This is a genomic window from Pseudomonas sp. R1-15 (genome assembly GCF_051132085.1).
GTDB lineage: Bacteria > Pseudomonadota > Gammaproteobacteria > Pseudomonadales > Pseudomonadaceae > Aquipseudomonas.
Genome location: NZ_CP071660.1, coordinates 3,175,724 through 3,196,381, shown reverse-complemented (window position 1 = coordinate 3,196,381; position 20,658 = coordinate 3,175,724). Strand labels below are relative to the sequence as shown.

Genomic DNA, 20,658 nt, shown 5'->3' with positions numbered 1-20,658 from the left:
CCCCATCCATTCAACTCAACCAGACTGACACACCGCGTTGCCTGGGTTTGGGGCAGCTGCGCAGCCCAGCGGGAGCAAGCTCCCTCGCCACGGGCGATCTTCTCCAGGCCGCGGTTCAACGCCGCAGGTAAGCCCCGAAATCGATATCCCCCGCACTGAGAATCGCCTGCACCCGGTTATGCACGTTGAGCTTGCGCAGGATCGCCGAGACGTGGGCCTTGACCGTGGTTTCGGCGATGTCCAGCGTGTAGGCGATCTGCTTGTTCGACTCGCCTTTGGTCATGCGTTCGAGCACCAGCAGTTGCTTGCGGGTCAGGGCCTGGAGCAGTTCCGGCGGGAACGCCGGGGTCTCGTTCAGGCGCCGGCCCGTCGGGCTCTTCTGGGTGCGGATGATGTCTGGCGGCAGGTACACGTTGCCGTTGAGGATCTGCTCGATGGCGTCGGTCATCTGCGCGCGCGGCGACGACTTGGTGATGAAACCCACCGCGCCATAGGTGATGGCCTGCAGGACGATCTGCTTGTCCTGCTCGGCGGACACGATCACCACCGGGATGGTCGGTGCCTCGTTGCGCAAGTTGATCAGGCCATTGAGGCCGTGCATGCCGGGCATGTTCAGGTCGAGCAGGATCAGGTCGAGGTCATCGTGTTCGCGAGTCAGCGCCAGGGCGCTGTCCAGGTCAGCGGTTTCCATCACCTCGCTCCCGGCGAAACCGTCGCTGATGACGTTGTGGATGGCTTCGCGAAACAGTGGGTGATCGTCGGCTATCAGGATTTTATACATGGCCATTCACCTCGTTATTGTCGTGTTGGGGCAGTTGCATGGCTCTCGGCCATTCAGGGCAAGGGTTCGGGGCGGGCCGCTTGCAGGGGCAGGTTGGCCGCCTCCCAGGCATCCAGGCCGTCGCGGTACCAATACAGATGTTTATAGCCCAAGGCGGCGGCGCGTTTTACCGCGTTCCAGCTCAACCAGCAATCGGAGCGGCAGTAAAAGACCAGCGGTTGATCGGCCTGGCCGGCGGTGGCTTTGCGCAGGTAAAACGTGAAGTAGTCCTGCCAGGTCGCGTCCAGTTCGCCGTCGCCGGTGTTGGCCAGCCACAAGCTGCCGGGCAGGTTGGCATGGGGTTCGGTGTCGATGAACCGGCCCTGGACCCAGGGCCGGCGGTAGACGTCGATCAGCACTGGCGCGGGCGTTTGCTTTAGCAGGCGCTGCAAGGCTTCGGTGTCGACGGTTTGCGCGCTGTCTGCGGAGGCGGGCGTCGGGCTGCGGTATTGAGTGATGCGAAAGCCCTGCGGGGAAAACAGCGAGGTGTCGGCCTGCGCGACATTCAGCGACAGGCCCAGCAAGACGATCGCGAGCAAACGAGGCATAGGTTTTATCCTTCTTGTTATGCGCCCATTACATGCCACGGTCGAGGTCTTGTGAATGCGACCATAGACAGGAGAACCGGTACTAAAGTAGTAATTTCCCAATTATGGACGTACACACCAATCCCTTGTGGGAGCGAGCCTGCTCGCGAAAGCGGTCATCCAGCCGCCATTGATGTATCTGATCCACCGCCTTCGCGAGCAGGCTCGCTCCCACAGGGATATTTGCCAGGTAGCTTTAATTCGCCTTGCGCAACGCCGCATGCTGCGGATTGAACGTCCACACCGCCAGCAACGCCAACACCAGGCTCAGACCCACGCACACCGACATTGCCAGCAGGTTGAATTGCCCATACAGGGCGAAGCGCACCAGCTCCACGCCGTGGGTGAACGGGTTCACCGCGCACAGCCAGTACAACCACGGACTGGCCTCGAGCATTTTCCACAGCGGGTACAGCGCCGAAGACAGGAAAAACATCGGGAAGATGACGAAGTTCATCACCCCGGCGAAGTTCTCCAACTGGCGGATCGCATTGGACAGCAACAAGCCGAGGGCACTGAGCATCAAGGCCACCAGCAGCAACGTCGGAAGCGCCAGCAGCAAGCCCGTGGCTGGAGGCTGGACGCCATACAACCAGGCGATGGCGAGAAAGGCATAGACCTGCATCAGCGAGATCAGCGAAGTCGCGAGCAACTTGCTCGCCAACAGGAAGGCCCGGGGCAGGGGGCTGGTGAGCAGTACGCGCATGCTGCCCATTTCCCGGTCATAGACCATCGACAGTGAGCCCTGCATGCCGTTGAACAGCAGGATCATGCAGGCCAGCCCCGGCACGATGTACACCTCATAAGGAATGTAGGTGTCGTAGGGCGCGATGATCGCAATGCCCAGGGCGGCCCGGAAGCCGGCGGCGAACACCAGCAGCCATAACAACGGCCGTACCAGGGCACTGAGCAACCGCGTGCGTTGCAACACGAAGCGCAGCCATTCGCGCATCACGATGCCACTGAAACATTGCCAATACGCATTCATGCGGCCACTCCCGGGGTGGTCAATCGATCGAAGGCCGAGCCGAGGCTGCCGCCATGTTCCAGGCTCACCGCCTCGGCGCGACCGCTGGCGACCAGCCGCCCCTGATGCACGATCAGCAAGTCATCGCGAGGCTGCACTTCGTCCAGCAGGTGCGTGGTCCAGAGCACGCTGATGCCCTGTTCGCGGCACAGTTGGCGGATATGCTCTCCAAGGGCCTGACGGCTGGCCGGATCGAGGCCGACACTCGGCTCATCGAGCAATAACAGGCGCGGCTCATGCAGCAGCGCGCGGGCAATTTCCACCCGGCGCCGATGCCCGCCGTTGAGGTTGCGCACCCGCTCGTGACGCCGTTCGGTCAGGTGCTGGCGAGCCAGTTCGAGCTCAATCCGGACGTCAGCCTGGCGCCGGGCAAAGCCGTGCAGCGCGAGGTGATAACGCAGGTTCTGTTCGACGCTCAGGTCCAGGTCCAGGGTGCTTTGCTGGAACACCACCCCCAACTGGCGCAAGGCCTGGCGTGGCGCGCCCTGCAACGAGTGGCCGCCGACCCGGATCTCGCCGCGTTGCACGTCGTACAGGCGCGTCAGCAAGGCAATCAGCGTCGACTTGCCGGCACCGTTGGGCCCGAGCAGCGCGGCGAAGCGTCCGGCGGGCAGGCTGAAGCTGATCTGGCGCAGGGCTTCGCGCGCGCCGTAGGCAAAGCTCAGGTCGCTGACCTCCAGGGCGTTCATGGCGTGACCACCACGCCCCACGGATAACGTCCGACTTTCACTGACTTGAACACTTTGCGGCTCTGCACGTCGATCACCGAGACATCGCCGCTGACGCCATTGGTTGCCAGCAGTTGCCTCTGGTCCGGGGTGAATGCCAACTGCCAGACCCGTCGACCCACCAGCAGGTAATCCAGCACTTCGAAGGTTTGCGCGTCGATCACCGCGACATGGTTGGCCGGGCCTAGGGCGACGAATGCCAGCTTGCCGTCGGCGCTGAGCTTGATGCCCACCGGTTGGACCTTGTCCGGGTGCACGCCCTTGATCTGGAAGGTCAGGGTCTTGAGTACCTGGCGGGTGGCGACGTCGAGAATGCTCAAGGTGCCGCCGATCTCGGCCGAGGCCCAGAGCTGCGTACCGTCGCGGTTGAATTCGACGAAGCGCGGCCGCTGGTCCACCAGGGTGTTGTCGGCCAATGTCTGGGTGCTGGTGTCGATCCAGTGCAGCATGTTGGTGGTCTCGCTGGTATTGACCGCCCACTTGCCATCGGGACTGACGGCCATGCCTTCGGGCTCGACGCCCACAGCGATCTGGCCGAGTACTTCGGAGGTTTCGGTGTCGATCACCGTGACCAGGGCATCGTCTTCGTTGGAGACATAGAGCCAGCGATCGTTGGGGTGCAGGGCGAACTGTTCGGGGTCCTTGCCGGAGGGCAACTCCTTGATGATCTTGCGGGTGGCAACGTCCATCACCTGGACGCGATCCGAATCGCTGGCGCAGATGTACAGCAGGCGATTGTCATGGGACAGCAGCAGACCCCGAGGGCGCTGGCCCACCGGCAGGGTGTCGACGACTTCCAGGCTCTGCATATCGATCAGGCTCAGGCTGTTGTCTTTCTCGTTGGAGACCCAGGCGATGGCGGCGACGGCAGGGCCCGCCGCGATCAACGCAGCGCCGAAGGCGAGGATCTGGCAAAGCAGGGAGCGGCGCATGGCGTTTTCCTTGTTGTTGTTATTGATCAGGGGTAGCGGCAGCTGACTTCGGGCCGGTCGTAGCCCAAGCTGTCCATTTCGTTACTGGGGTGCAGGAACCCGTCCTGGGGCGAGGTACTGACCAGGGCGCGTGGCTGGACCAGCGCAATCGGTTGACGCAATTGGCCGTTCCAGGGGCGATAGCTGAGCTTGCGGCCCTTGAAACCGTCGAGCGGCAGTTGGTCGCCGAGGGCCAGTTGGCGGATGGCGAACGGGTCATCCTGACGCAGTTTGCCGACGGCGGCGGCGATGCTGCGCACGGCGATCCAGGCGGCGAAGTCGCGGTCGTTCATCCAGCGCCCGGCCAAGGCTTCGAAGCGTTTTTGCAACTGCGCCGCACCGTAGGTCTCGACGGTCTTGTGCCAGCCGGTCGGGGTCAATCCCTGGGTGCCGGCTACGGGGCGCGGGTACCACGTCTGGTAGGGCACGTACTCGCCAAAATCGCCGCGCTCGTCGGCCACCAGCACCACGTCGTATTCGGCGGTCTGGGTGAACAACGGCATGTCGGCCTGGGCACTGCGGCGCTGGTCGTTGTCGAACTGCCAGGGTTTCTCGGCGACGATCTTCATGCCGAAACGCTTCATGGCCCGGCGCAGTGCGGCGGCGTAGGCCTGGTCCGCGGGTGTCTGGCCGACGATCAGCAAGGCGCGCTGCCATTTGCGCACAACGCTGAACTGGATCAGCGCATCGGCGAGTGTCGCCCGATCAGGCAGGGTGTGCAGCACGTTGCCCAGGCAGTCGCTGGTGCGCAGGCTGTCGTCGGGGCTGCCGGCGTTGAACAGGAGGCTGTCGGGCAGGGCGGCGCTGAGCTGGCGCAGGCTGGTAGCGGGTGCATTCACCACGAACAGCCGCAGGCCCCGATCGTGCTGGGCGCGGGCGGCCTGGAGCAGCGCTTCGGGGCTGTCTACGCTGGCGCTTTCGAGGCGGTAGTCGTGCTTGAGAAAACGTCCGGTGCTGTTGCTGTCGACAATCGCCAGCTCGGCGCCGCGCAGCCCGGCATCGGTGGGTTCGGCAATCACATTGGACAGCAGCGGGCCGGGATCGGGGCGATAACCCAGGTAGCCGATGCGCACTTGCAACGCCACGGCATCGCCGGCCTGAGCGGTGGTCGTAGCCAGCAGATAAACCAGGGCAAAACGTGCGAGCCGGCGCATGACATCCTCCATTGCAGGTAGCGCCAGCATAGGAAGGCCACGAGCGCGGGGAAATATGCAGAAAGTACCGCCGGGGCAGTACCAAGGTAGTAGCTCGGCGCGGGCGTCGGGGTTTTAGGATGGCGATAACGTCATTCATCAGGGAGCGGACGGATTGTGCGGATACTCAAGACGCTGCTGTTGCCGTTGTTGCTGATCCTGAGCCTGATCGGGGTTAGTCGCCCCCCATCTTTACCGGTGGGAGCGAGCCTGCTCGCGAATACGGCGGCCCAGCCACCCATGACGTCGCCTGGGCGACCGCTTTCGCGAGCAGGCTCGCTCCCACAGGGGGCCGGTGTCCTACAGGAGGCCGGTGTTCCACACGGGGCCGGTGTAGACAAAGGATCGGGGCGCTAGCCATGTCCGCCCTCTGGCGAATCAACCTCTGGGTCACGGTGTTCTTTGCCCTGGTCGCCGTGGCCTGCGCAACGCTGCTGCTGCACCAGGCCACCGCCGATGTGCAGCGCGAACTGCAATCGGCCGAGTCGGTGGTGCATTACCTGCGCGAAACCGCCGAGCGTGATCCGACCAGTCTTCAATCGCGGCTCACCGGCAGCCTGCGTCACGTGCGGGTGCATTGGCTGGCGCCTGGGGAGAACGCCCCGGCGAACGATCCCGGGTTGCAGGCCTGGCTGGGTCGCCAACTGTTGGCCGACGGCCCGGCTGCGCAGATGGTGGTCCTGCAGGATGGACGTCGGGCCTGGATCGCTGTTGATCCACGGGATGAAATTGACGAGATTCTCGATTCCCTGGCGCAACTGTTTGGCGTCTGCCTGATGGCACTCTTCGTCAGTTTGCTGGTGATTCGCTGGGCGGTGCGCCGGGGCGTGCGTTTGCTGGATGAATTGCTCCACGCGATGCGCCAGGTGTCCGCCGGGGACTTGCAGGTCAGCCTGCGCACCGAAGGCGTTTCGGAAGCCCAGCAGTTGGCAGAGAATTTCAATCGGATGACCGCCGCCCTGGCCCAGACCCGCGCGGACAACGCCCGGCTGACCCGGGCACTGCTGGCAGTGCAGGAGCAGGAGCGCACGCGCCTGGCGCAGACGCTGCACGATGACCTTGGCCAATACGTGGCCGGTATTCGCGCACGGGCCTGTCTGCTGCGCCTGGTCATCCATCAGCCGCCAGCCTTGGAGCAGACGGCAAACGAACTGGAAGAACACTGCGATCACCTGCAAAAAGGCTTTCGCGCGTTGGTCCACGACTTGTATCCGGTGGTGTTGCAGCACCTGCCATTGTGCGAGGCCATCGGGCTGCTCGCGAGGCAGTGGCAGGACAGACACGGGATCGCCTGTCAGTTGCGAGTCGATGGAGCGTCGCCGTCGATAACCGGGCCTGACAAGGCCCACCTTTATCGCCTGTTGCAGGAAGCACTGACCAACATCGCCCGGCACGCCAACGCCAATCAGGTACGGATTCGCTTGCAGCACCGCAGCGGCCGCCTGCGCCTGCTGGTGCGCGATAACGGACGTGGCGCGCAGCAACCGGCCCGGGCGGGTGTCGGCCTGCATTCGATGGCCGAACGGGCCCGCAGCCTTGGTGGTGAGCTGCGCATCATCAGCCAGCCCGGCGCCGGGTGGGCGCTGGCCTTGAACATTCCCCTGGAGGCTTCATGAACATCTTGTTGGTGGACGATCACGCTGTGGTTCGGCAAGGTTATGCCAGCCTGTTGCGAGCGTTGATGCCGGAACTGCTGGTGCGCGAAGCGGCCTCGGGCGAAGAAGCGTTGAGCCAGGTGCAGGAACAGGTGCCGAACCTGGTGATCATGGACTTCGGCCTGCCGGGCATCAGCGGCTTGGAAACCACCCGCCGCCTGCGTCAACGCTTGCCGCAACTGCGCGTGCTGTTTTTCAGCATGCACGACGAACTGCCATTGGTGCGCCAGGCGCTGGACGCCGGCGCAGCGGGTTACCTGACCAAAAATTCGGCACCGCAAATATTGCTGGAGGCGGTGCGCCGGGTGCTGGCCGGCCATGCCTATATCGAGCAGGCGCTGGCGACCCAACTGGCCTGCGCCAGCACCCGGCCCGATGCGGACCCGCGCCTGCAATCGATGACCCAACGCGAACTGGAGATCTTCGTCATGCTCGCCAGGGGCACCCCGGCGCGGACCATCGCCGAACAGCTGTGCATCAGCGCCAAGACCGTGTCCAACCATCTGACGCTGCCCAAGAGCAAGCTGCAGGTCAGCTCCCATGCCGAACTGGTCCACCTGGGAATCGATATGGGCGTGGTGCGCGTGGCTGGGTGAAATGCTGATCCGTGGCGAGGGAGCTTGCTCCCGCTGGGCAGCGAAGCAGCCCCAACAAGCTCGATTCAATGAACCTGACATTCCGAGGTGTCTGGTTTTGGGGGCGCTTCGCACCCCAGCGGGAGCAAGCTCCCTCGCCACGGTCTCAGTGATCCCAACTTGTGGGGCAACCGATGCAGTCCTGCATATTCGCATCCTGGAAATTCCCGTAATGCTGGCGCGAGCCATTCAGGTTGGCCTGTTCCAGGTTGCTTTCAGCGAGCTTGACCTCTTGCAGGTTGGCATCGCGCAGGTCGGCGCCCTTGAGGTCGGCCTTGCTCAGCCAGGCCATCTCCAGGTCGGCGGCTTGCAGGTTGGCCTCGTGCAGGCGAGCCCCGGACAAACGGGCGAACTGTAGGTAGGCACCGCTCAGGTCGGCCCGCTGGAACTGTGCGCCCTGGGCGAACAGCCCCCAGCCCTGGATTGCCTTGAGCGTGGCGCCGCTGAAATTCGCCAGGCGCAGGTTGCTCTGTTGCAGGCTGGCACGGTTCAGGTTGGCGCCCTGGAGCTGCGCCTTTTCAAGGTTGGCCAGGTCCAGCCGCGCATGACGCAGGTCGGCATCGCGCAAGTCGGCACCGGCGAGATTCATCTTGCGCAGGTCCTGGCTCGCCAGGTTGGCGCCCCGCAGGTTAGCGCCAGGGCATTGACTGGATTCGGCGATGAGGCAGCCGTTGATGGTCAGAGGGGTGTCGGGTTCGTCGGCATGGGCAATGGCGCCAACGAACAGAAATAGAAGCGGCAAGCATTTCATGTCAGGAACTCGGTCAACTGTGGGAGCGAGCCTGCTCGCGAAAGCGGTGGTTCAGCCTGTATTGATATTGACTGGCACTGGGCTTTCGCGAGCAGGCTCGCTCCCACAGGTATTGTGATGTAGGTCAGATCCCAATTGGCTCAGGATTATTTCTGCGCCGTCGCTTTATCCCAACTCGGAATCTTGAACACCCAGAACGACCCGCCCTGGGCCACCGGTTTGGTCAGTTCGGCCATGTCGCCGCCCCACAACGGCACGGCGCCGCCATAACCGACGGTCACACCGATGTACTGCTCGCCGTCCTGTTCCCAGGTGATGGGCGGGGAGACGATGCCGCTGCCGGTCTGGAACTTCCACAGCTCCTTGCCGGTTTTCGCGTCGAAGGCCTTGAAGAAGCCGTCACCGGTGCCGGTGAACACCAGGTTGCCCTTGGTTGCCAGCACACCGGCCCACAACGGCAGCGGCTCCTTGTGCTCCCACACCACCTTGCCGGTGGTGGGGTTCATCGCCCGCAGGCTGCCGACGTGATCGTCGTACATGCGCTTGATGCGAAAACCCATGCCCAGGTAGGCCGAGCCTTTTTTGTAGCTGACCTCCTCGGTCCAGTACTCCTCCTTCCACTGGTTGCCGGGCACATAGAACAGCCCGGTGTCCTGGCTGTACGCCATGGGGTTCCAGTTCTTGCCGCCGAGGAACGGCGGCGAAACCTCCACCGGTTTACCCTTGGTTTCGCCTGGCAACGGCTTGGCCGGACGCTGGCCGGGGTTCTCCACGGGACGCCCCGTCTTCAGGTCGATGTGGCTGGCCCAGGTGATGTTGTCGACGAAGGGGAACGCGTTCTGCAGCTTGCCGTTGTTGCGATCCACCACGTAGAAAAAACCGTTGCGGTCGGCGTGGGCGGTGGCCTTCACCTGTTTGCCGTCCTTGTCCTTGTAGTCGAACAGCACCAGCTCGTTGTTGCCGGAGAAATCCCAGGCGTCATTGGGCGTGTGCTGGTAGAACCACTTCACTTCGCCAGTGCTTGGATCGACTCCCACCTGGCCCGAGGTGTAGAGGCTGTCGTAGTCATGCGGGTTGCCGTCCTTGGCGGTGCGCGCCCAGGTGTTCCACGGGCCGGGGTTGCCCGCGCCGACGATGACGGTATTGGTCTCGGGGTCGAAACTGGCGCTCTGCCAAGGCGCGCCGCCACCGTGGCTCCAGGCCTCGACCTTACCGGTCTCGGTGGTTTTGTCGTCAGGCCAGGAGGGCGCCTTGACGTCGCCGGTCGGCGTGCTGTCCTTGCCGTTGAGGCGGCCCATGTGGCCTTCGACAAACGGCCGCATCCAGACCTCTTCACCGGTGTCCGGGTCGCGGGCGAACAATTGCCCGACGACACCGAACTCGTCGCCGGAGCTGCCGTGGATCAGCAGGACCTTGCCGCTGGTCTTGTCCTTGATCAGCACTGGGGCGCCGGTCATGGTGTAGCCGCCGGCGTGGTCGCCGAATTTCTTGTTCCAGACCACCTTGCCGGTGTTCTTGTCCAGGGCAACCACCCGTGCGTCCAGAGTCCCGAAGTAGATCTTGTCGCCATAAATGGCCGCGCCACGGTTCACCACATCGCAGCACGGCCGGATGTTGTCTGGCAGGCGGTGGTTGTAGGTCCACAGACGTTTGCCGGTCCGGGCGTCGAGGGCGAACACCCGGGAATAGGATCCGGTGACATACACCACGCCGTCGCTGACGATCGCCTGGGATTCCTGGCCGCGCTGTTTTTCGTCGCCGAACGAGTAGGACCAGGCCGGGGTGAGCTTGAACACGTTCTTGTCGTTGACCTGGGCCAGCGGACTCCAGCGCTGGGCGTTGGTGCCCATGCCGTATTGCAGCACGTCCTTCGTCGTCAGGTGATCGTTGGCAATGTCTTCCCAGGTCACGGCGGCGTGCGCCTGCGGCCCCAGGGACAGGCCGCCGGCGAGCAGCAAGGCAACGCTCAGGGAGGAGAGGGCAGGTAGCGTTTTTATTGTCATGGTGGGATTTCCCAGTGAGGTTTTGGCCTGACTAGGGTCAGGTGCCTGCACCCGTGTCGGATACGGAAAAAGTCCCGCCCTTGCCGGGAAGACTTCCCAAAACGCCTGTCTTTGCGACTTGCGTCGTATGGCCCGCTACCAAGGAACTAGACCCCGGCCACCAAAGCAGCATTCGGCCGGCGGCGGGCGCTTCCTAAGATGACGGCACGGCCTCTGTGAAGAGGTCTTGCGTGCAATTTCGAGGGCATAACAATGACAACAAAACGCAACGCCATCATCGCTAGCGCATTGCTGATAGGGCTGACTGGCGCAGGCTCGGCATGGGCCCATGGCAACGTAGTGCCCCAGGCAGTGGAAACCCAAGGGCTGACGCCGATCAAGGACACCAACCTGCCGTTGGATGCCGACGGCTGGGCGGCACAGAACCCGTATCGCAATTCTCCCGAACGCGAAAAAGCCGTGGAGATCGGCGCCTCGGCCTACAACCAGAACTGCGCGGCCTGCCATGGCCTTGAGGCCAAGTCCGGCGGTATCGCCCCGGACTTGCGCATGCTCGACGCCGCCGAGGCTGGCGATGAATGGTTTGTCGAACGCGTGCGCCATGGCGCGGTGCGCGATGGCCGGGTGTATATGCCAAAAATGGCCGATTACCTGAGCCAGGAAGCGCTGTGGGCGGTGCGTACCTACCTGGACAGCGTGCACGTCGAGGAGTGATTGTCATGCGCCTGTTCGCGTGGGTGATGTGCAGCCTGCTGCTGTGTGGCCAGGCGGTGCAGGCGCAGGTGCGCAGCTATGACCAGATGATTGCCGCCGGTGAATTGAAGGTCGCGGTCTACAAGGATTTTGCCCCCTACAGCTTTGAAGACCAAGGCCAGCCGCGGGGCGTTGACGTGGAGCTGGCGCAGGCCCTGGCCAAGGCCCTGGGCGTACGGCTGAAATTGCTCTGGGCACCGCCCGGCGAGAAGCTCGACGACGACTTGCGCGACTACATCTGGCGCAGCAGTCCACTGCACGATCGACAACTGGCCGATCTGATGATGCGAGTGCCTTATGACCATGACTATGTGCAAAGGCGCAACGACGTTGGCGAGCTGGAGAACGCCCAGGTCGTGATGTTCGGTCCGTATCAGCAGGAATGCTGGCAAGTGGCGTACGACCGGCGTCGACTGGACTCGGTGGGCAGCGTTGCGGTGTTCCAGCAACACCCGATTGGCGTTGAAGTCGACAGCGTGCCGTCGTTCTACCTGACGTCCGTGTTCAACGGCATGCTCAGCGCCAAGACTCGCCATTACCCCAGCGTTGCCAAGGCCTTCGGCGCCATGCAGGCCGGGGAGGTTGATGCCGTCATGGCGATGCGCGGGGAAATCGACTGGCAAGTGCGCCGGACGGCTGATCCGCAATTGGCCCTGGCGGAGAACGCTTATCCGAACATGGGCAAGCAGCGCTGGGAAATCGGCATGGCCGTGCACGAAAGCAACCGGCAACTGGCCTATGCGGTGGAGGAAGCCTTGGAAGCGTTGATCCGCGACGGCAGCCTCAAGGCCGTGTATGCCCGCTATGGCCTGCGCTACGAAGTGCCGGACATGTATCAATAGGAGCGCAGCGATGAACTGGCGAGCGTGGGGCCTGCTGTGGTGTTGCCTGCCGTTGATGGCGAGCGCGATCGAGCCGGGAAAGGACCCGGTGCCTTCCGTGATGTGGGCTTTCTATCACAAGCAACTGCTGGCGGACGCGCCGTTCGTGTTCGACGAGCGAGTCCGGCTGCTGGCGCCACCGTTTGCCGAAGACGCGCGCCAAGTGCCGCTGGAAATCGATGCCCGCGCCTTTACCGGCGACGTCGTGCGTATATTGGCCTGGGCCGAATTGAACCCGCTGCCGAAGATTATCGACTTCCAGCCCACGGAACGGGTGCTGCCCTGGCTGTCGATCCGTATTCGCATCGAGCAAGCCACTCCATTGCGTGCGGCGGTGCAGACCCGCGACGGGCTGTGGCACGTCGGTTCGACGCTGATCGACGCGGCGGGTGGCGGCTGCACCGCGCCCAGCGTCGTGCGCACCCAACCGGGTTGGGAGGAGCACTTGGGCGAAGTGCTGGGCGGTCGCTACCCGCGGGGCGATTCGAGTCGCCTGCGTCTGCAGGTTGCCCACCCCATGGACAACGGCCTGGTCAGCGGCATCCCGGAGTTTTTCATCAACCAGGCTCGGCTGCTGGATGCCGACGGCAAGCTGTTGGCGCGCCTGGAGCTGTTTCCGGCGGTCAGCGAAAACCCCTCCCTGGGCTTCGACATCCAGGGCCCGGGACAGACCCGCCTGTTGCTGCGCGACACCAGCGGCAACGAGTTCGAAGCTGCCATTCCCTGACCACAAGGAGCACGCCATGCGCTGGTTGTTGCTGATCTGTCTTGGGCTGTGCCTGCCGGCCTGGTCCGCCACCGAGTATTCGCTCAAGCCACGGCAGATCGCTGAGGGCACGTGGCTGCTGGAAGGCAGCACGGATAATTTTGCCAAGGCCAACGGCGGCAATATCGTCAATACCGCGTTCATCGTCACCGAGGCCGGCGTGGTGGTCATCGACACCGGACCGTCGAAGCGCTACGGCGAGGCGCTGCGCCAGGCCATCGCCGCAACGACTGACAAGCCGGTGGCTCAGGTGCTGCTGACTCATCATCACCCTGACCATGTATTGGGCAACCAGGCCTTCAGCGATGTGCCCATCGGGGCGCTGCCCGGCACCACCGATCTGCTGCGACAGCAGGGCGACGCGATGGCGGAAAACATGTACCGGCTGGTGGGCGACTGGATGCGCGGCACCGAGGTGGTGCTGCCGACGCAGGCGTTGAGCCCCGGCACGCTGCGGGTGGGTGAGCATTCGTTGCGCTTGCTGGCGCTGGCCGGGCATACCGGGGCGGACCTGGCGATCCTTGATGAAACCACGGGTGTGCTGTTCGCCGGCGACCTGGTGTTTTATGAGCGAGCGCTGACCACCCCGAACAGTCCCGGCCTGGAGGTATGGCTCAAGGACCTGGACACCTTGCAGGGCCTGCCATGGAAGCAGATCGTGCCCGGACATGGTCCGCTGGCGGCGGATGCCCGGCCATTCGCGCAGATGCGAGATTACCTTGGCTGGCTCGACCAACTGATGCGCGACGGCGCGGCCCGGGGCGACGACATGGCCGAGATGATCCGTAGCCCCATCCCCGAGCGCTTCGCCGCGATCAGCCTGAGCCGTTATGAATTGATTCGCAGCGTCAGCCATCTTTACCCGCGTTATGAGCGGGCGGGGATGAGGCGGGTGGACACCCAAAACCCTGACTGATCACTCATCCCCGTGGCGAGGGAGCTTGCTCCCGCTGGGCTGCGCAGCAGCCCTTCTGTTGTCACCCTGGTTATCAATGTTGACCGGCTATCTTAGGGCCGCTGCGCGCCCCAGCGGGAGCAAGCTCCCTCGCCACGGGGGACATGTACCAAGGAACTAGAAAACTCAACATTGCGGGCAATTGTTGGCGACGGCGCCGAGCCCAAGAATCTGTGGCAGACCGGGAAAATTTCCCGGGTATAACAATAACCGCAGAGGTAGCCGTCATGACTCATCCCGCACGTCGCCAATCCTTCGCCGTGAGCCTGCTGCTCAGTGCCATGCTGCTGTCCGGCTCGGCCTTGGCCGCCGTGACCGACCAGGAAATTCTCCAGGACCCGAAAAATCCGCAGCAAGTCGTGACCAACGGCCTCGGTGTGCAGGGCCAACGTTATAGCCCGCTCGACACGCTTAATGTGAACAACGTCAAGGACCTGCGGCCGGTCTGGGCGTTTTCCTTCGGCGGCGAAAAGCAGCGCGGCCAGCAGGCCCAGCCGATGATCAAGGACGGGGTGATGTACCTCACCGGCTCCTATTCGCGGGTGTTCGCGGTGGACGCACGTACCGGCAAGAAACTCTGGCAATACGATGCGCGCCTGCCCGACGACATCCGTCCCTGCTGCGACGTGATCAACCGTGGCGTGGCGCTGTATGGCGACCTGGTGTTCTTCGGCACGCTGGACGCCAAGCTGGTGGCCTTGAACAAGGACACCGGCAAGGTGGTGTGGAGCAAAAAAGTCGCTGACCACAAGGAAGGTTATTCCATCAGCGCCGCGCCCATGGTCGTCAATGGCAAGCTCATCACCGGCGTGGCGGGCGGCGAGTTTGGCGTGGTCGGGCAGATCAGCGCCTTCGACCCGAAAAACGGCGAACTGCTCTGGACGCGGCCGACCGTGGAAGGCCACATGGGCTACGTCTACAAGGACGGCAAAGCCGTGGAGAATGGTATTTCCGGCGGCGAGGCCGGCAAGACCTGGCCCGGCGATCTGTGGAAAACCGGCGGTGCCGCGCCTTGGCTGGGCGGTTACTACGATCCGGAAACCAACCTCCTATTGTTCGGTACCGGCAACCCGGCACCGTGGAACTCCCACCTGCGCCCTGGCGACAACCTCTATTCCTCGTCGCGCCTGGCGCTGAACCCGGACGACGGCACCATCAAGTGGCACTTCCAGAGCACGCCACACGACGGTTGGGACTACGACGGCGTCAATGAACTGATCTCGTTCAACTACAAGGACGGTGGCAAGGACATCAAGGCGGCAGCGACGGCCGATCGTAACGGTTTCTTCTACGTGCTCGACCGCACCAATGGCAAGTTCATCCGTGGTTTCCCGTTCGTCGACAAGATCACCTGGGCCTCCGGCCTGGACAAGGACGGGCGCCCGATCTACGTAGACACCAGCCGCCCGGGCGCACCGGGCAGCGAAGCCAAGGGCAGTTCGGTGTTCGTCGCCCCGGCGTTCCTCGGCGCGAAGAACTGGATGCCGATGGCCTATAACCAGGACACCGGTCTGTTCTACGTGCCGTCCAACGAGTGGGGCATGGACATCTGGAACGAGGGCATCGCCTACAAGAAAGGCGCGGCGTTCCTCGGGGCCGGGTTCACCATCAAGCCACTGAACGAGGATTACATCGGCGTGCTGCGGGCCATCGACCCGAAGACCGGCAAGGAAGTCTGGCGCCACAAGAACTTCGCGCCGCTGTGGGGCGGGGTGCTGACCACCAAGGGCAACCTGGTATTCACCGGTACGCCTGAAGGTTTCCTGCAAGCCTTCAACGCGAAGACCGGGGAAAAAGTCTGGGAGTTCCAGACCGGTTCCGGCGTGCTCGGCTCGCCGATTACCTGGGAGATGGACGGCGAGCAGTACGTCTCGGTGGTCTCCGGCTGGGGCGGCGCGGTACCGCTGTGGGGCGGCGAAGTGGCCAAGCGCGTGAAGGACTTCAACCAGGGCGGCATGCTCTGGACGTTCAAGTTGCCGAAAGAGCTGGTGGCCAAGCGCTAAAGCAGTTTTGGCAGATGTAGAACCTGTGGGAGCGAGCCTGCTCGCGAAGGGGCCAGAACATCCTGCATTGATGTTGACTGATCCGCCGCCTTCGCGAGCAGGCTCGCTCCCACAGACCTACGACCAAATAACGAGAGCGCCCCCTGCCAATGACGCATTCGTCCATCGCGCGGGGCTCTCTACCATCGGCCTATCGCCTGTCCCGCGACAGGCATCGACCAGGCAGAGGCCCATCATGATTTACGCACAACCCGGAACCCCAGGCGCCGTCGTTTCCTTCAAGCCGCGCTATGGCAATTTCATCGGCGGCGAATTCGTTCCGCCGGTCCACGCTGAGTACTTCACCAACACGTCGCCGGTCAACGGCGAAGTCATCGGCGAGTTTCCGCGCTCCAGCGCCGCCGACATCGACAAGGCCCTCGACGCCGCCCATGCCGCTGCCGACGCCTGGGGCAAAACCTCGGTCCAGGATCGCTCCCGGGTGCTGTTGAAAATCGCCGACCGTATCGAGCAGAACCTGGAGCTCCTCGCCGTGAGCGAGACCTGGGACAACGGCAAGGCCGTGCGCGAAACCCTCAATGCCGACGTACCGCTCGCGGCTGATCATTTCCGTTATTTCGCTGGCTGCATCCGCGCCCAGGAGGGCGGGGCCGCCGAAATCAACGAATTGACCACGGCCTACCATTTCCATGAACCGCTGGGCGTGGTCGGGCAGATCATTCCGTGGAACTTCCCGTTGTTGATGGCCGCCTGGAAACTCGCCCCGGCCCTGGCGGCCGGCAACTGCATCGTGCTCAAGCCGGCGGAGCAGACGCCGCTGTCGATCACCGTGTTCGCCGAGCTGATCGCCGACCTGCTGCCAGCCGGCGTCCTGAACATCGTCCATGGCTTCGGCCGCGAAGCCGGTGAAGCCCTGGCCACCAGCAAACGCATCGCCAAGATCGCCTTCACCGGTTCCACCCCGGTCGGCTCGCACATCATGAAATGCGCCGCCGAAAACATCATCCCGTCCACCGTGGAACTGGGAGGCAAGTCGCCGAACATCTTCTTCGAAGACATCATGCAGGCCGAACCGGCGTTCATCGAAAAAGCTGCCGAAGGCCTGGTGCTGGCGTTCTTCAACCAGGGTGAAGTCTGCACCTGCCCATCCCGGGCGCTGGTCCAGGAGTCGATCTACGACGAATTCATGCAAGTGGTGCTGAAGAAGATCCAGCAGATCAAGCGCGGCAACCCGCTGGACACCGAAACCATGGTCGGCGCCCAGGCGTCCGAACAGCAGTACGACAAGATCCTTTCGTACCTGGACATCGCCCGGGAAGAGGGTGCCGAATTGCTCACCGGCGGCGCGGCGGAACGCCTTGAAGGCGACCTGTCGAGCGGCTATTACATCCAGCCGACCCTGCTCAAGGGCCACAACAAGATGCGCGTGTTCCAGGAAGAAATCTTCGGGCCGGTGGTGGGCGTGACCACCTTCAAGGACGAAGCCGAAGCCCTGGCCATCGCCAACGACACCGAGTTCGGTCTCGGCGCCGGCCTCTGGACCCGCGACATCAACCGCGCCTACCGCATGGGCCGGGCAATCAAGGCCGGACGCGTCTGGACCAACTGCTACCACCTGTACCCGGCGCATGCGGCGTTTGGTGGCTACAAGAAGTCCGGCGTCGGGCGTGAGACGCACAAGATGATGCTCGACCATTATCAGCAGACCAAGAACCTGCTGGTGAGCTATGACGTCAATCCGTTGGGGTTCTTCTGATCCTCGCCGCATCCATTAACTGAGCCCTGTGGCGAGGGAGCTTGCTCCCGCTGGGCCGCGGAAGCGGCCCCCTTCTTCAAGGCAAAGCATTGATTGTGTAGCGGCTATTTTTGGGGCTGCTGCGCAGCCCAGCGGGAGCAAGCTCCCTCGCCACGGTAATCGCTGTTGCTAATACCAACGCACCCCGTGCACTCCTTCGAAAGTAGCATTCGGCCCCAGGCCGCCCCGTGCATTAATGAACCTGCCGGAATCGCCCGGTACAAGAAGAGGAAAGACCCATGTGGACTAAACCCGCGTACACCGACCTGCGTATCGGCTTTGAAGTGACGATGTACTTCGCCAACCGATGAGTGCCGGCCCGGCCTGACGCGTTCGGGCCGGGCTACCCATTGGTCGGATTGCATTCACGGCGCGATGCTTTAGGCTCAAGGTATCCCACGACAATAACAACAGGCTTACCGATGAGCCCCCCTGAAAAAATGAGCCTCAGCCCGCTGCGCAAGTTCGTTTCTCCTGAAATCATGTTCGGTGCCGGCTGCCGGCACAATGTCGGCAACTACGCCAAGACCTTCGGCGCCCGCAAGGTGCTGGTGGTCACTGACCCCGGGGTCATCGCCGCCGGTTGGGTCGGTGATGTCGAAGCCAGCCTGCAAGCCCTGGGCATCGATTACTGCATCTACAGCGACGTTTCGCCCAACCCACGGGTCGAGGAAGTCATGCTGGGCGCCGAGACGTACCGTGAAAACCACTGTGACGTGATCGTCGCGGTCGGTGGTGGCAGCCCGATGGACTGTGGCAAGGCGATCGGCATCGTCGTCGCCCACGGTCGCAGCATCCTCGAATTCGAAGGCGTCGACACCCTGCAGGTACCCAGCCCGCCGCTGATCCTGATCCCGACCACGGCCGGTACCTCGGCCGATGTGTCGCAGTTCGTGATCATCTCCAACCAGCAGGAGCGCATGAAGTTTTCCATCGTCAGCAAGGCGGCGGTGCCGGATGTGTCGTTGATCGATCCGGAGACGACCCTGAGCATGGACCCGTTCCTTTCGGCCTGTACCGGTATCGACGCGCTGGTGCATGCCATCGAGGCGTTCGTCTCCACCGGCCACGGGCCGTTGACCGATCCTCACGCGCTGGAGGCGATGCGCCTGATCAACACCCATCTGGTGCAGATGATCGCCAACCCGGCCGACGTCGCCCTGCGCGAGAAAATCATGCTCGGCAGCATGCAGGCCGGGCTGGCGTTTTCCAACGCGATCCTCGGCGCGGTGCATGCCATGTCCCACAGTCTCGGTGGCTTCCTCGACCTGCCCCATGGCTTGTGCAACGCGGTGCTGGTGGAGCATGTGGTGGCGTTCAACTACAACTCGGCGCCGGAGCGTTTCAAGGTGATTGCCGAAACCCTGGGCATCGATTGTCGCGGGCTCAACCATCGACAGATCCGCACGCGGCTGGTGGAACACCTGATTGCCCTCAAGCACACCATCGGTTTCCACGAAACCCTCGGCTTGCATGGGGTGAGTACCTCGGACATTCCATTCCTGTCGCAACACGCCATGCATGACCCGTGCATCCTTACCAATCCACGGGAGTCGAGCCAGCGGGATGTCGAGGTCGTCTATGGCGAAGCCCTCTGACGAACAGCAAAAGGCTCTCGCCGGGCTGCTGGGATTGGGCAATCATTCGACGCGCAAGAGCCATTACCCGGAGCTGGCGGCGCGTCTCGCCGAACTGGAACAGGCCCGCCGGCATCTGCAGCAACTCAACGACCAACTGGAGCAACGGGTAGCGGAGCGCACCGATGCGTTGCTGGAGGCCAACCACAACCTGCAACAGCAGATCGCCCAGCGCGAGTTGGTCGAGCAACAGCTGCGCGATGCCCGGGACGCCGCCCAGGCCGCGAACCGCAGCAAGGACAAATACCTGGCCGCCGCCAGCCACGATCTGCTGCAACCGCTCAACGCCGCTCGGTTGCTGATTGCTACATTGCGTGAACGCCAGATGCCTGCAGCCGAGCATTTGCTGGTGGAACGCACGCACCAGGCGCTCGAAGGCGCCGAGGACCTGCTCACCGACCTGCTGGATATTTCCCGGCTCGACCAGGCCGCCGTAAAACCCGACCCGGCGCCGTATCGGCTGGATGAGCTGCTCGCGCTGCTGGTGTCGGAATTCCAATCGGTGGCCGGCGCCGCGGGCCTGGAATTGCGCGTGCGATTCGCCGATGAAGCGGTGCTGACCGACCTGCGGTTGATGACCCGCATCCTGCGCAATCTGCTCAGCAACGCCTGTCGCTACACCGACCAGGGCGGCATCCTCCTGGCGGCGCGGCGACGGGGAGGGCGCTTGAGCCTGGAGGTCTGGGACACAGGCAGGGGCATTGCCGGCGATTGCCTGGAATCGATTTTCCTCGAGTTCAACCAACTGGATGTCGGCCGCGCGGCGGACCGCAAGGGCGTCGGCCTGGGGCTGGCGATCGTCGAGCGTATCGCTCATATCCTCGGCTACCGGGTGCGGGTGCGTTCGCGACCGGGACGCGGCTCGGTGTTCAGCATCGAGGTGCCATTGTCTGCCGAAAAGCCACTGCCCCTGACCCACGCGCCTGCTCAGGCCGTCGCCGGAAACCCGTTGCCCGGGCGCCGGTTACTGGTCATCGACAATGAGCTGAGCATTTTGCAGAGCATGGCGGCACTGCTCGGCCAGTGGGGGTGCGAAGTCCTGACCGCCACCGACGAAGCAGGCGCCTTCGATGTGCTGCAAGGCCGCGCACCGGAGCTGATCCTGGCGGATTTTCACCTCGACCACGGGGTGGTCGGCTGCGAGGTGGTCAAGCACCTGCGCGAACATTTCCAGCAAACGATCCCCGCTGTGATCATCACCGCCGACCGCAGCGACCAGTGCCGCCGTGCCTTGCGCAAGCTGAATGCGCCGCTGCTCAACAAACCGGTCAAGCCGGGCAAGTTGCGGGCGGTGTTGAGCCAGTTGTTGGGATAATCAGTCCGCACACAAAACCCTGTGGGAGCGAGCCTGCTCGCGAAGCCGTTGGATCAGCTGGACTTATTTCGCTGACACGCCGCTTTCGCGAGCAGGCTCGCTCCCACAGGGTTCAGGTTATTTGTGGTATGTGTTATGTTATTGCCTTTCTTTTGGCAGGAATTCTCATTCCTGATCCTGCAA

Annotated in this window: 19 protein-coding genes; 11 read left to right on the top strand and 8 right to left on the bottom strand. The window is 63.3% G+C overall.

What is annotated here, in order from left to right; genetic code table 11:
* Positions 1-115: 115 nt before the first annotated feature.
* The 6 genes from J3P97_RS14385 to J3P97_RS14360 form a co-directional block, all read right to left on the bottom strand.
* Complete coding sequence (locus J3P97_RS14385) at positions 116-781, bottom strand: response regulator transcription factor (protein ID WP_305500841.1); 666 nt, start codon at positions 779-781, stop codon at positions 116-118.
* Positions 782-834: 53 nt separating this feature from the next.
* Positions 835-1,368, bottom strand: a complete 534-nt coding sequence (locus J3P97_RS14380; RefSeq protein ID WP_434600884.1) for a PQQ-dependent catabolism-associated CXXCW motif protein — start codon at positions 1,366-1,368, stop codon at positions 835-837.
* Positions 1,369-1,603: 235 nt separating this feature from the next.
* A complete protein-coding gene (locus J3P97_RS14375; protein ID WP_434672029.1) occupies positions 1,604-2,395 on the bottom strand; it encodes an ABC transporter permease in 792 nt (263 codons plus the stop codon).
* Positions 2,392-3,123: an ABC transporter ATP-binding protein gene (locus J3P97_RS14370; RefSeq protein ID WP_434672028.1), complete on the bottom strand. Its 732-nt coding sequence runs from the start codon at positions 3,121-3,123 to the stop codon at positions 2,392-2,394. Before J3P97_RS14370 ends, J3P97_RS14375 begins: the two co-directional genes overlap by 4 nt.
* A complete protein-coding gene (locus J3P97_RS14365; protein ID WP_434672027.1) occupies positions 3,120-4,094 on the bottom strand; it encodes a YVTN family beta-propeller repeat protein in 975 nt (324 codons plus the stop codon). Before J3P97_RS14365 ends, J3P97_RS14370 begins: the two co-directional genes overlap by 4 nt.
* A gap of 26 nt (positions 4,095-4,120) precedes the next feature.
* A complete protein-coding gene (locus J3P97_RS14360; RefSeq protein WP_434672026.1) occupies positions 4,121-5,287 on the bottom strand; it encodes an ABC transporter substrate-binding protein in 1,167 nt (388 codons plus the stop codon).
* Between the two features lie 398 nt (positions 5,288-5,685).
* Here J3P97_RS14360 and J3P97_RS14355 point away from each other — a divergent pair, with 398 nt between their 5' ends.
* Both J3P97_RS14355 and J3P97_RS14350 read left to right on the top strand, forming a co-directional pair.
* Positions 5,686-6,942: a histidine kinase gene (locus J3P97_RS14355; RefSeq protein WP_434672025.1), complete on the top strand. Its 1,257-nt coding sequence runs from the start codon at positions 5,686-5,688 to the stop codon at positions 6,940-6,942.
* Complete coding sequence (locus tag J3P97_RS14350; RefSeq protein WP_434672024.1) at positions 6,939-7,577, top strand: response regulator; 639 nt, start codon at positions 6,939-6,941, stop codon at positions 7,575-7,577. Before J3P97_RS14355 ends, J3P97_RS14350 begins: the two co-directional genes overlap by 4 nt.
* A 145-nt stretch (positions 7,578-7,722) precedes the next feature.
* On the opposite strand, the gene J3P97_RS14345 is transcribed toward J3P97_RS14350, so the two are convergent.
* Together J3P97_RS14345 and exaA are read right to left on the bottom strand one after the other, a co-directional pair.
* Complete coding sequence (locus J3P97_RS14345) at positions 7,723-8,367, bottom strand: pentapeptide repeat-containing protein (protein ID WP_434672023.1); 645 nt, start codon at positions 8,365-8,367, stop codon at positions 7,723-7,725.
* Between the two features lie 146 nt (positions 8,368-8,513).
* Positions 8,514-10,370 carry a quinoprotein ethanol dehydrogenase gene (gene exaA / locus J3P97_RS14340; RefSeq protein ID WP_434672022.1) on the bottom strand — a complete coding sequence of 619 codons (1,857 nt, stop codon included), beginning with the start codon at positions 10,368-10,370 and terminating at the stop codon, positions 8,514-8,516.
* Positions 10,371-10,622: 252 nt separating this feature from the next.
* Between exaA and pedF the strand changes: the two genes are divergently transcribed.
* From pedF to J3P97_RS14295, 9 genes are all read left to right on the top strand, one after another.
* Entirely contained in the window at positions 10,623-11,084 is a 462-nt protein-coding gene (pedF, locus tag J3P97_RS14335) for a cytochrome c-550 PedF (RefSeq protein ID WP_434574013.1), read from the top strand.
* Between the two features lie 5 nt (positions 11,085-11,089).
* A complete protein-coding gene (locus tag J3P97_RS14330) occupies positions 11,090-11,965 on the top strand; it encodes a substrate-binding periplasmic protein (RefSeq protein ID WP_434672021.1) in 876 nt (291 codons plus the stop codon).
* 10 nt (positions 11,966-11,975) lie between these two features.
* Entirely contained in the window at positions 11,976-12,731 is a 756-nt protein-coding gene (locus tag J3P97_RS14325) for a quinoprotein dehydrogenase-associated SoxYZ-like carrier (RefSeq protein ID WP_434672020.1), read from the top strand.
* A gap of 16 nt (positions 12,732-12,747) precedes the next feature.
* Positions 12,748-13,686, top strand: a complete 939-nt coding sequence (locus J3P97_RS14320; protein ID WP_434672019.1) for a quinoprotein relay system zinc metallohydrolase 1 — start codon at positions 12,748-12,750, stop codon at positions 13,684-13,686.
* Positions 13,687-13,952: 266 nt separating this feature from the next.
* Positions 13,953-15,728, top strand: a complete 1,776-nt coding sequence (locus J3P97_RS14315; protein ID WP_434600872.1) for a PQQ-dependent methanol/ethanol family dehydrogenase — start codon at positions 13,953-13,955, stop codon at positions 15,726-15,728.
* Between the two features lie 235 nt (positions 15,729-15,963).
* Positions 15,964-17,484 (top strand): acetaldehyde dehydrogenase ExaC, encoded by a 1,521-nt coding sequence (gene exaC / locus J3P97_RS14310; RefSeq protein ID WP_434672018.1) that lies wholly within the window; start codon positions 15,964-15,966, stop codon positions 17,482-17,484.
* A gap of 278 nt (positions 17,485-17,762) precedes the next feature.
* A complete protein-coding gene (gene pqqA, locus J3P97_RS14305; RefSeq protein WP_003243383.1) occupies positions 17,763-17,834 on the top strand; it encodes a pyrroloquinoline quinone precursor peptide PqqA in 72 nt (23 codons plus the stop codon).
* A 129-nt stretch (positions 17,835-17,963) separates the two neighbouring features.
* A complete protein-coding gene (gene ercA, locus J3P97_RS14300; RefSeq protein WP_305501237.1) occupies positions 17,964-19,121 on the top strand; it encodes an alcohol dehydrogenase-like regulatory protein ErcA in 1,158 nt (385 codons plus the stop codon).
* Positions 19,105-20,475 (top strand): ATP-binding response regulator, encoded by a 1,371-nt coding sequence (locus tag J3P97_RS14295; protein WP_434672017.1) that lies wholly within the window; start codon positions 19,105-19,107, stop codon positions 20,473-20,475. The genes ercA and J3P97_RS14295 overlap by 17 nt, the downstream gene beginning before the upstream one ends.
* Positions 20,476-20,658: the final 183 nt, after the last annotated feature.

Coding starts and splice junctions, on each gene's coding strand:
- J3P97_RS14385 (WP_305500841.1), bottom strand. CDS start 781: ATGTATAAAATCCTGATAGCCGACGATCACCCACTGTTTCGCGAAGCC.
- J3P97_RS14380 (WP_434600884.1), bottom strand. CDS start 1,368: ATGCCTCGTTTGCTCGCGATCGTCTTGCTGGGCCTGTCGCTGAATGTC.
- J3P97_RS14375 (WP_434672029.1), bottom strand. CDS start 2,395: ATGAATGCGTATTGGCAATGTTTCAGTGGCATCGTGATGCGCGAATGG.
- J3P97_RS14370 (WP_434672028.1), bottom strand. CDS start 3,123: ATGAACGCCCTGGAGGTCAGCGACCTGAGCTTTGCCTACGGCGCGCGC.
- J3P97_RS14365 (WP_434672027.1), bottom strand. CDS start 4,094: ATGCGCCGCTCCCTGCTTTGCCAGATCCTCGCCTTCGGCGCTGCGTTG.
- J3P97_RS14360 (WP_434672026.1), bottom strand. CDS start 5,287: ATGCGCCGGCTCGCACGTTTTGCCCTGGTTTATCTGCTGGCTACGACC.
- J3P97_RS14355 (WP_434672025.1), top strand. CDS start 5,686: ATGTCCGCCCTCTGGCGAATCAACCTCTGGGTCACGGTGTTCTTTGCC.
- J3P97_RS14350 (WP_434672024.1), top strand. CDS start 6,939: ATGAACATCTTGTTGGTGGACGATCACGCTGTGGTTCGGCAAGGTTAT.
- J3P97_RS14345 (WP_434672023.1), bottom strand. CDS start 8,367: ATGAAATGCTTGCCGCTTCTATTTCTGTTCGTTGGCGCCATTGCCCAT.
- exaA (WP_434672022.1), bottom strand. CDS start 10,370: ATGACAATAAAAACGCTACCTGCCCTCTCCTCCCTGAGCGTTGCCTTG.
- pedF (WP_434574013.1), top strand. CDS start 10,623: ATGACAACAAAACGCAACGCCATCATCGCTAGCGCATTGCTGATAGGG.
- J3P97_RS14330 (WP_434672021.1), top strand. CDS start 11,090: ATGCGCCTGTTCGCGTGGGTGATGTGCAGCCTGCTGCTGTGTGGCCAG.
- J3P97_RS14325 (WP_434672020.1), top strand. CDS start 11,976: ATGAACTGGCGAGCGTGGGGCCTGCTGTGGTGTTGCCTGCCGTTGATG.
- J3P97_RS14320 (WP_434672019.1), top strand. CDS start 12,748: ATGCGCTGGTTGTTGCTGATCTGTCTTGGGCTGTGCCTGCCGGCCTGG.
- J3P97_RS14315 (WP_434600872.1), top strand. CDS start 13,953: ATGACTCATCCCGCACGTCGCCAATCCTTCGCCGTGAGCCTGCTGCTC.
- exaC (WP_434672018.1), top strand. CDS start 15,964: ATGATTTACGCACAACCCGGAACCCCAGGCGCCGTCGTTTCCTTCAAG.
- ercA (WP_305501237.1), top strand. CDS start 17,964: ATGAGCCTCAGCCCGCTGCGCAAGTTCGTTTCTCCTGAAATCATGTTC.
- J3P97_RS14295 (WP_434672017.1), top strand. CDS start 19,105: ATGGCGAAGCCCTCTGACGAACAGCAAAAGGCTCTCGCCGGGCTGCTG.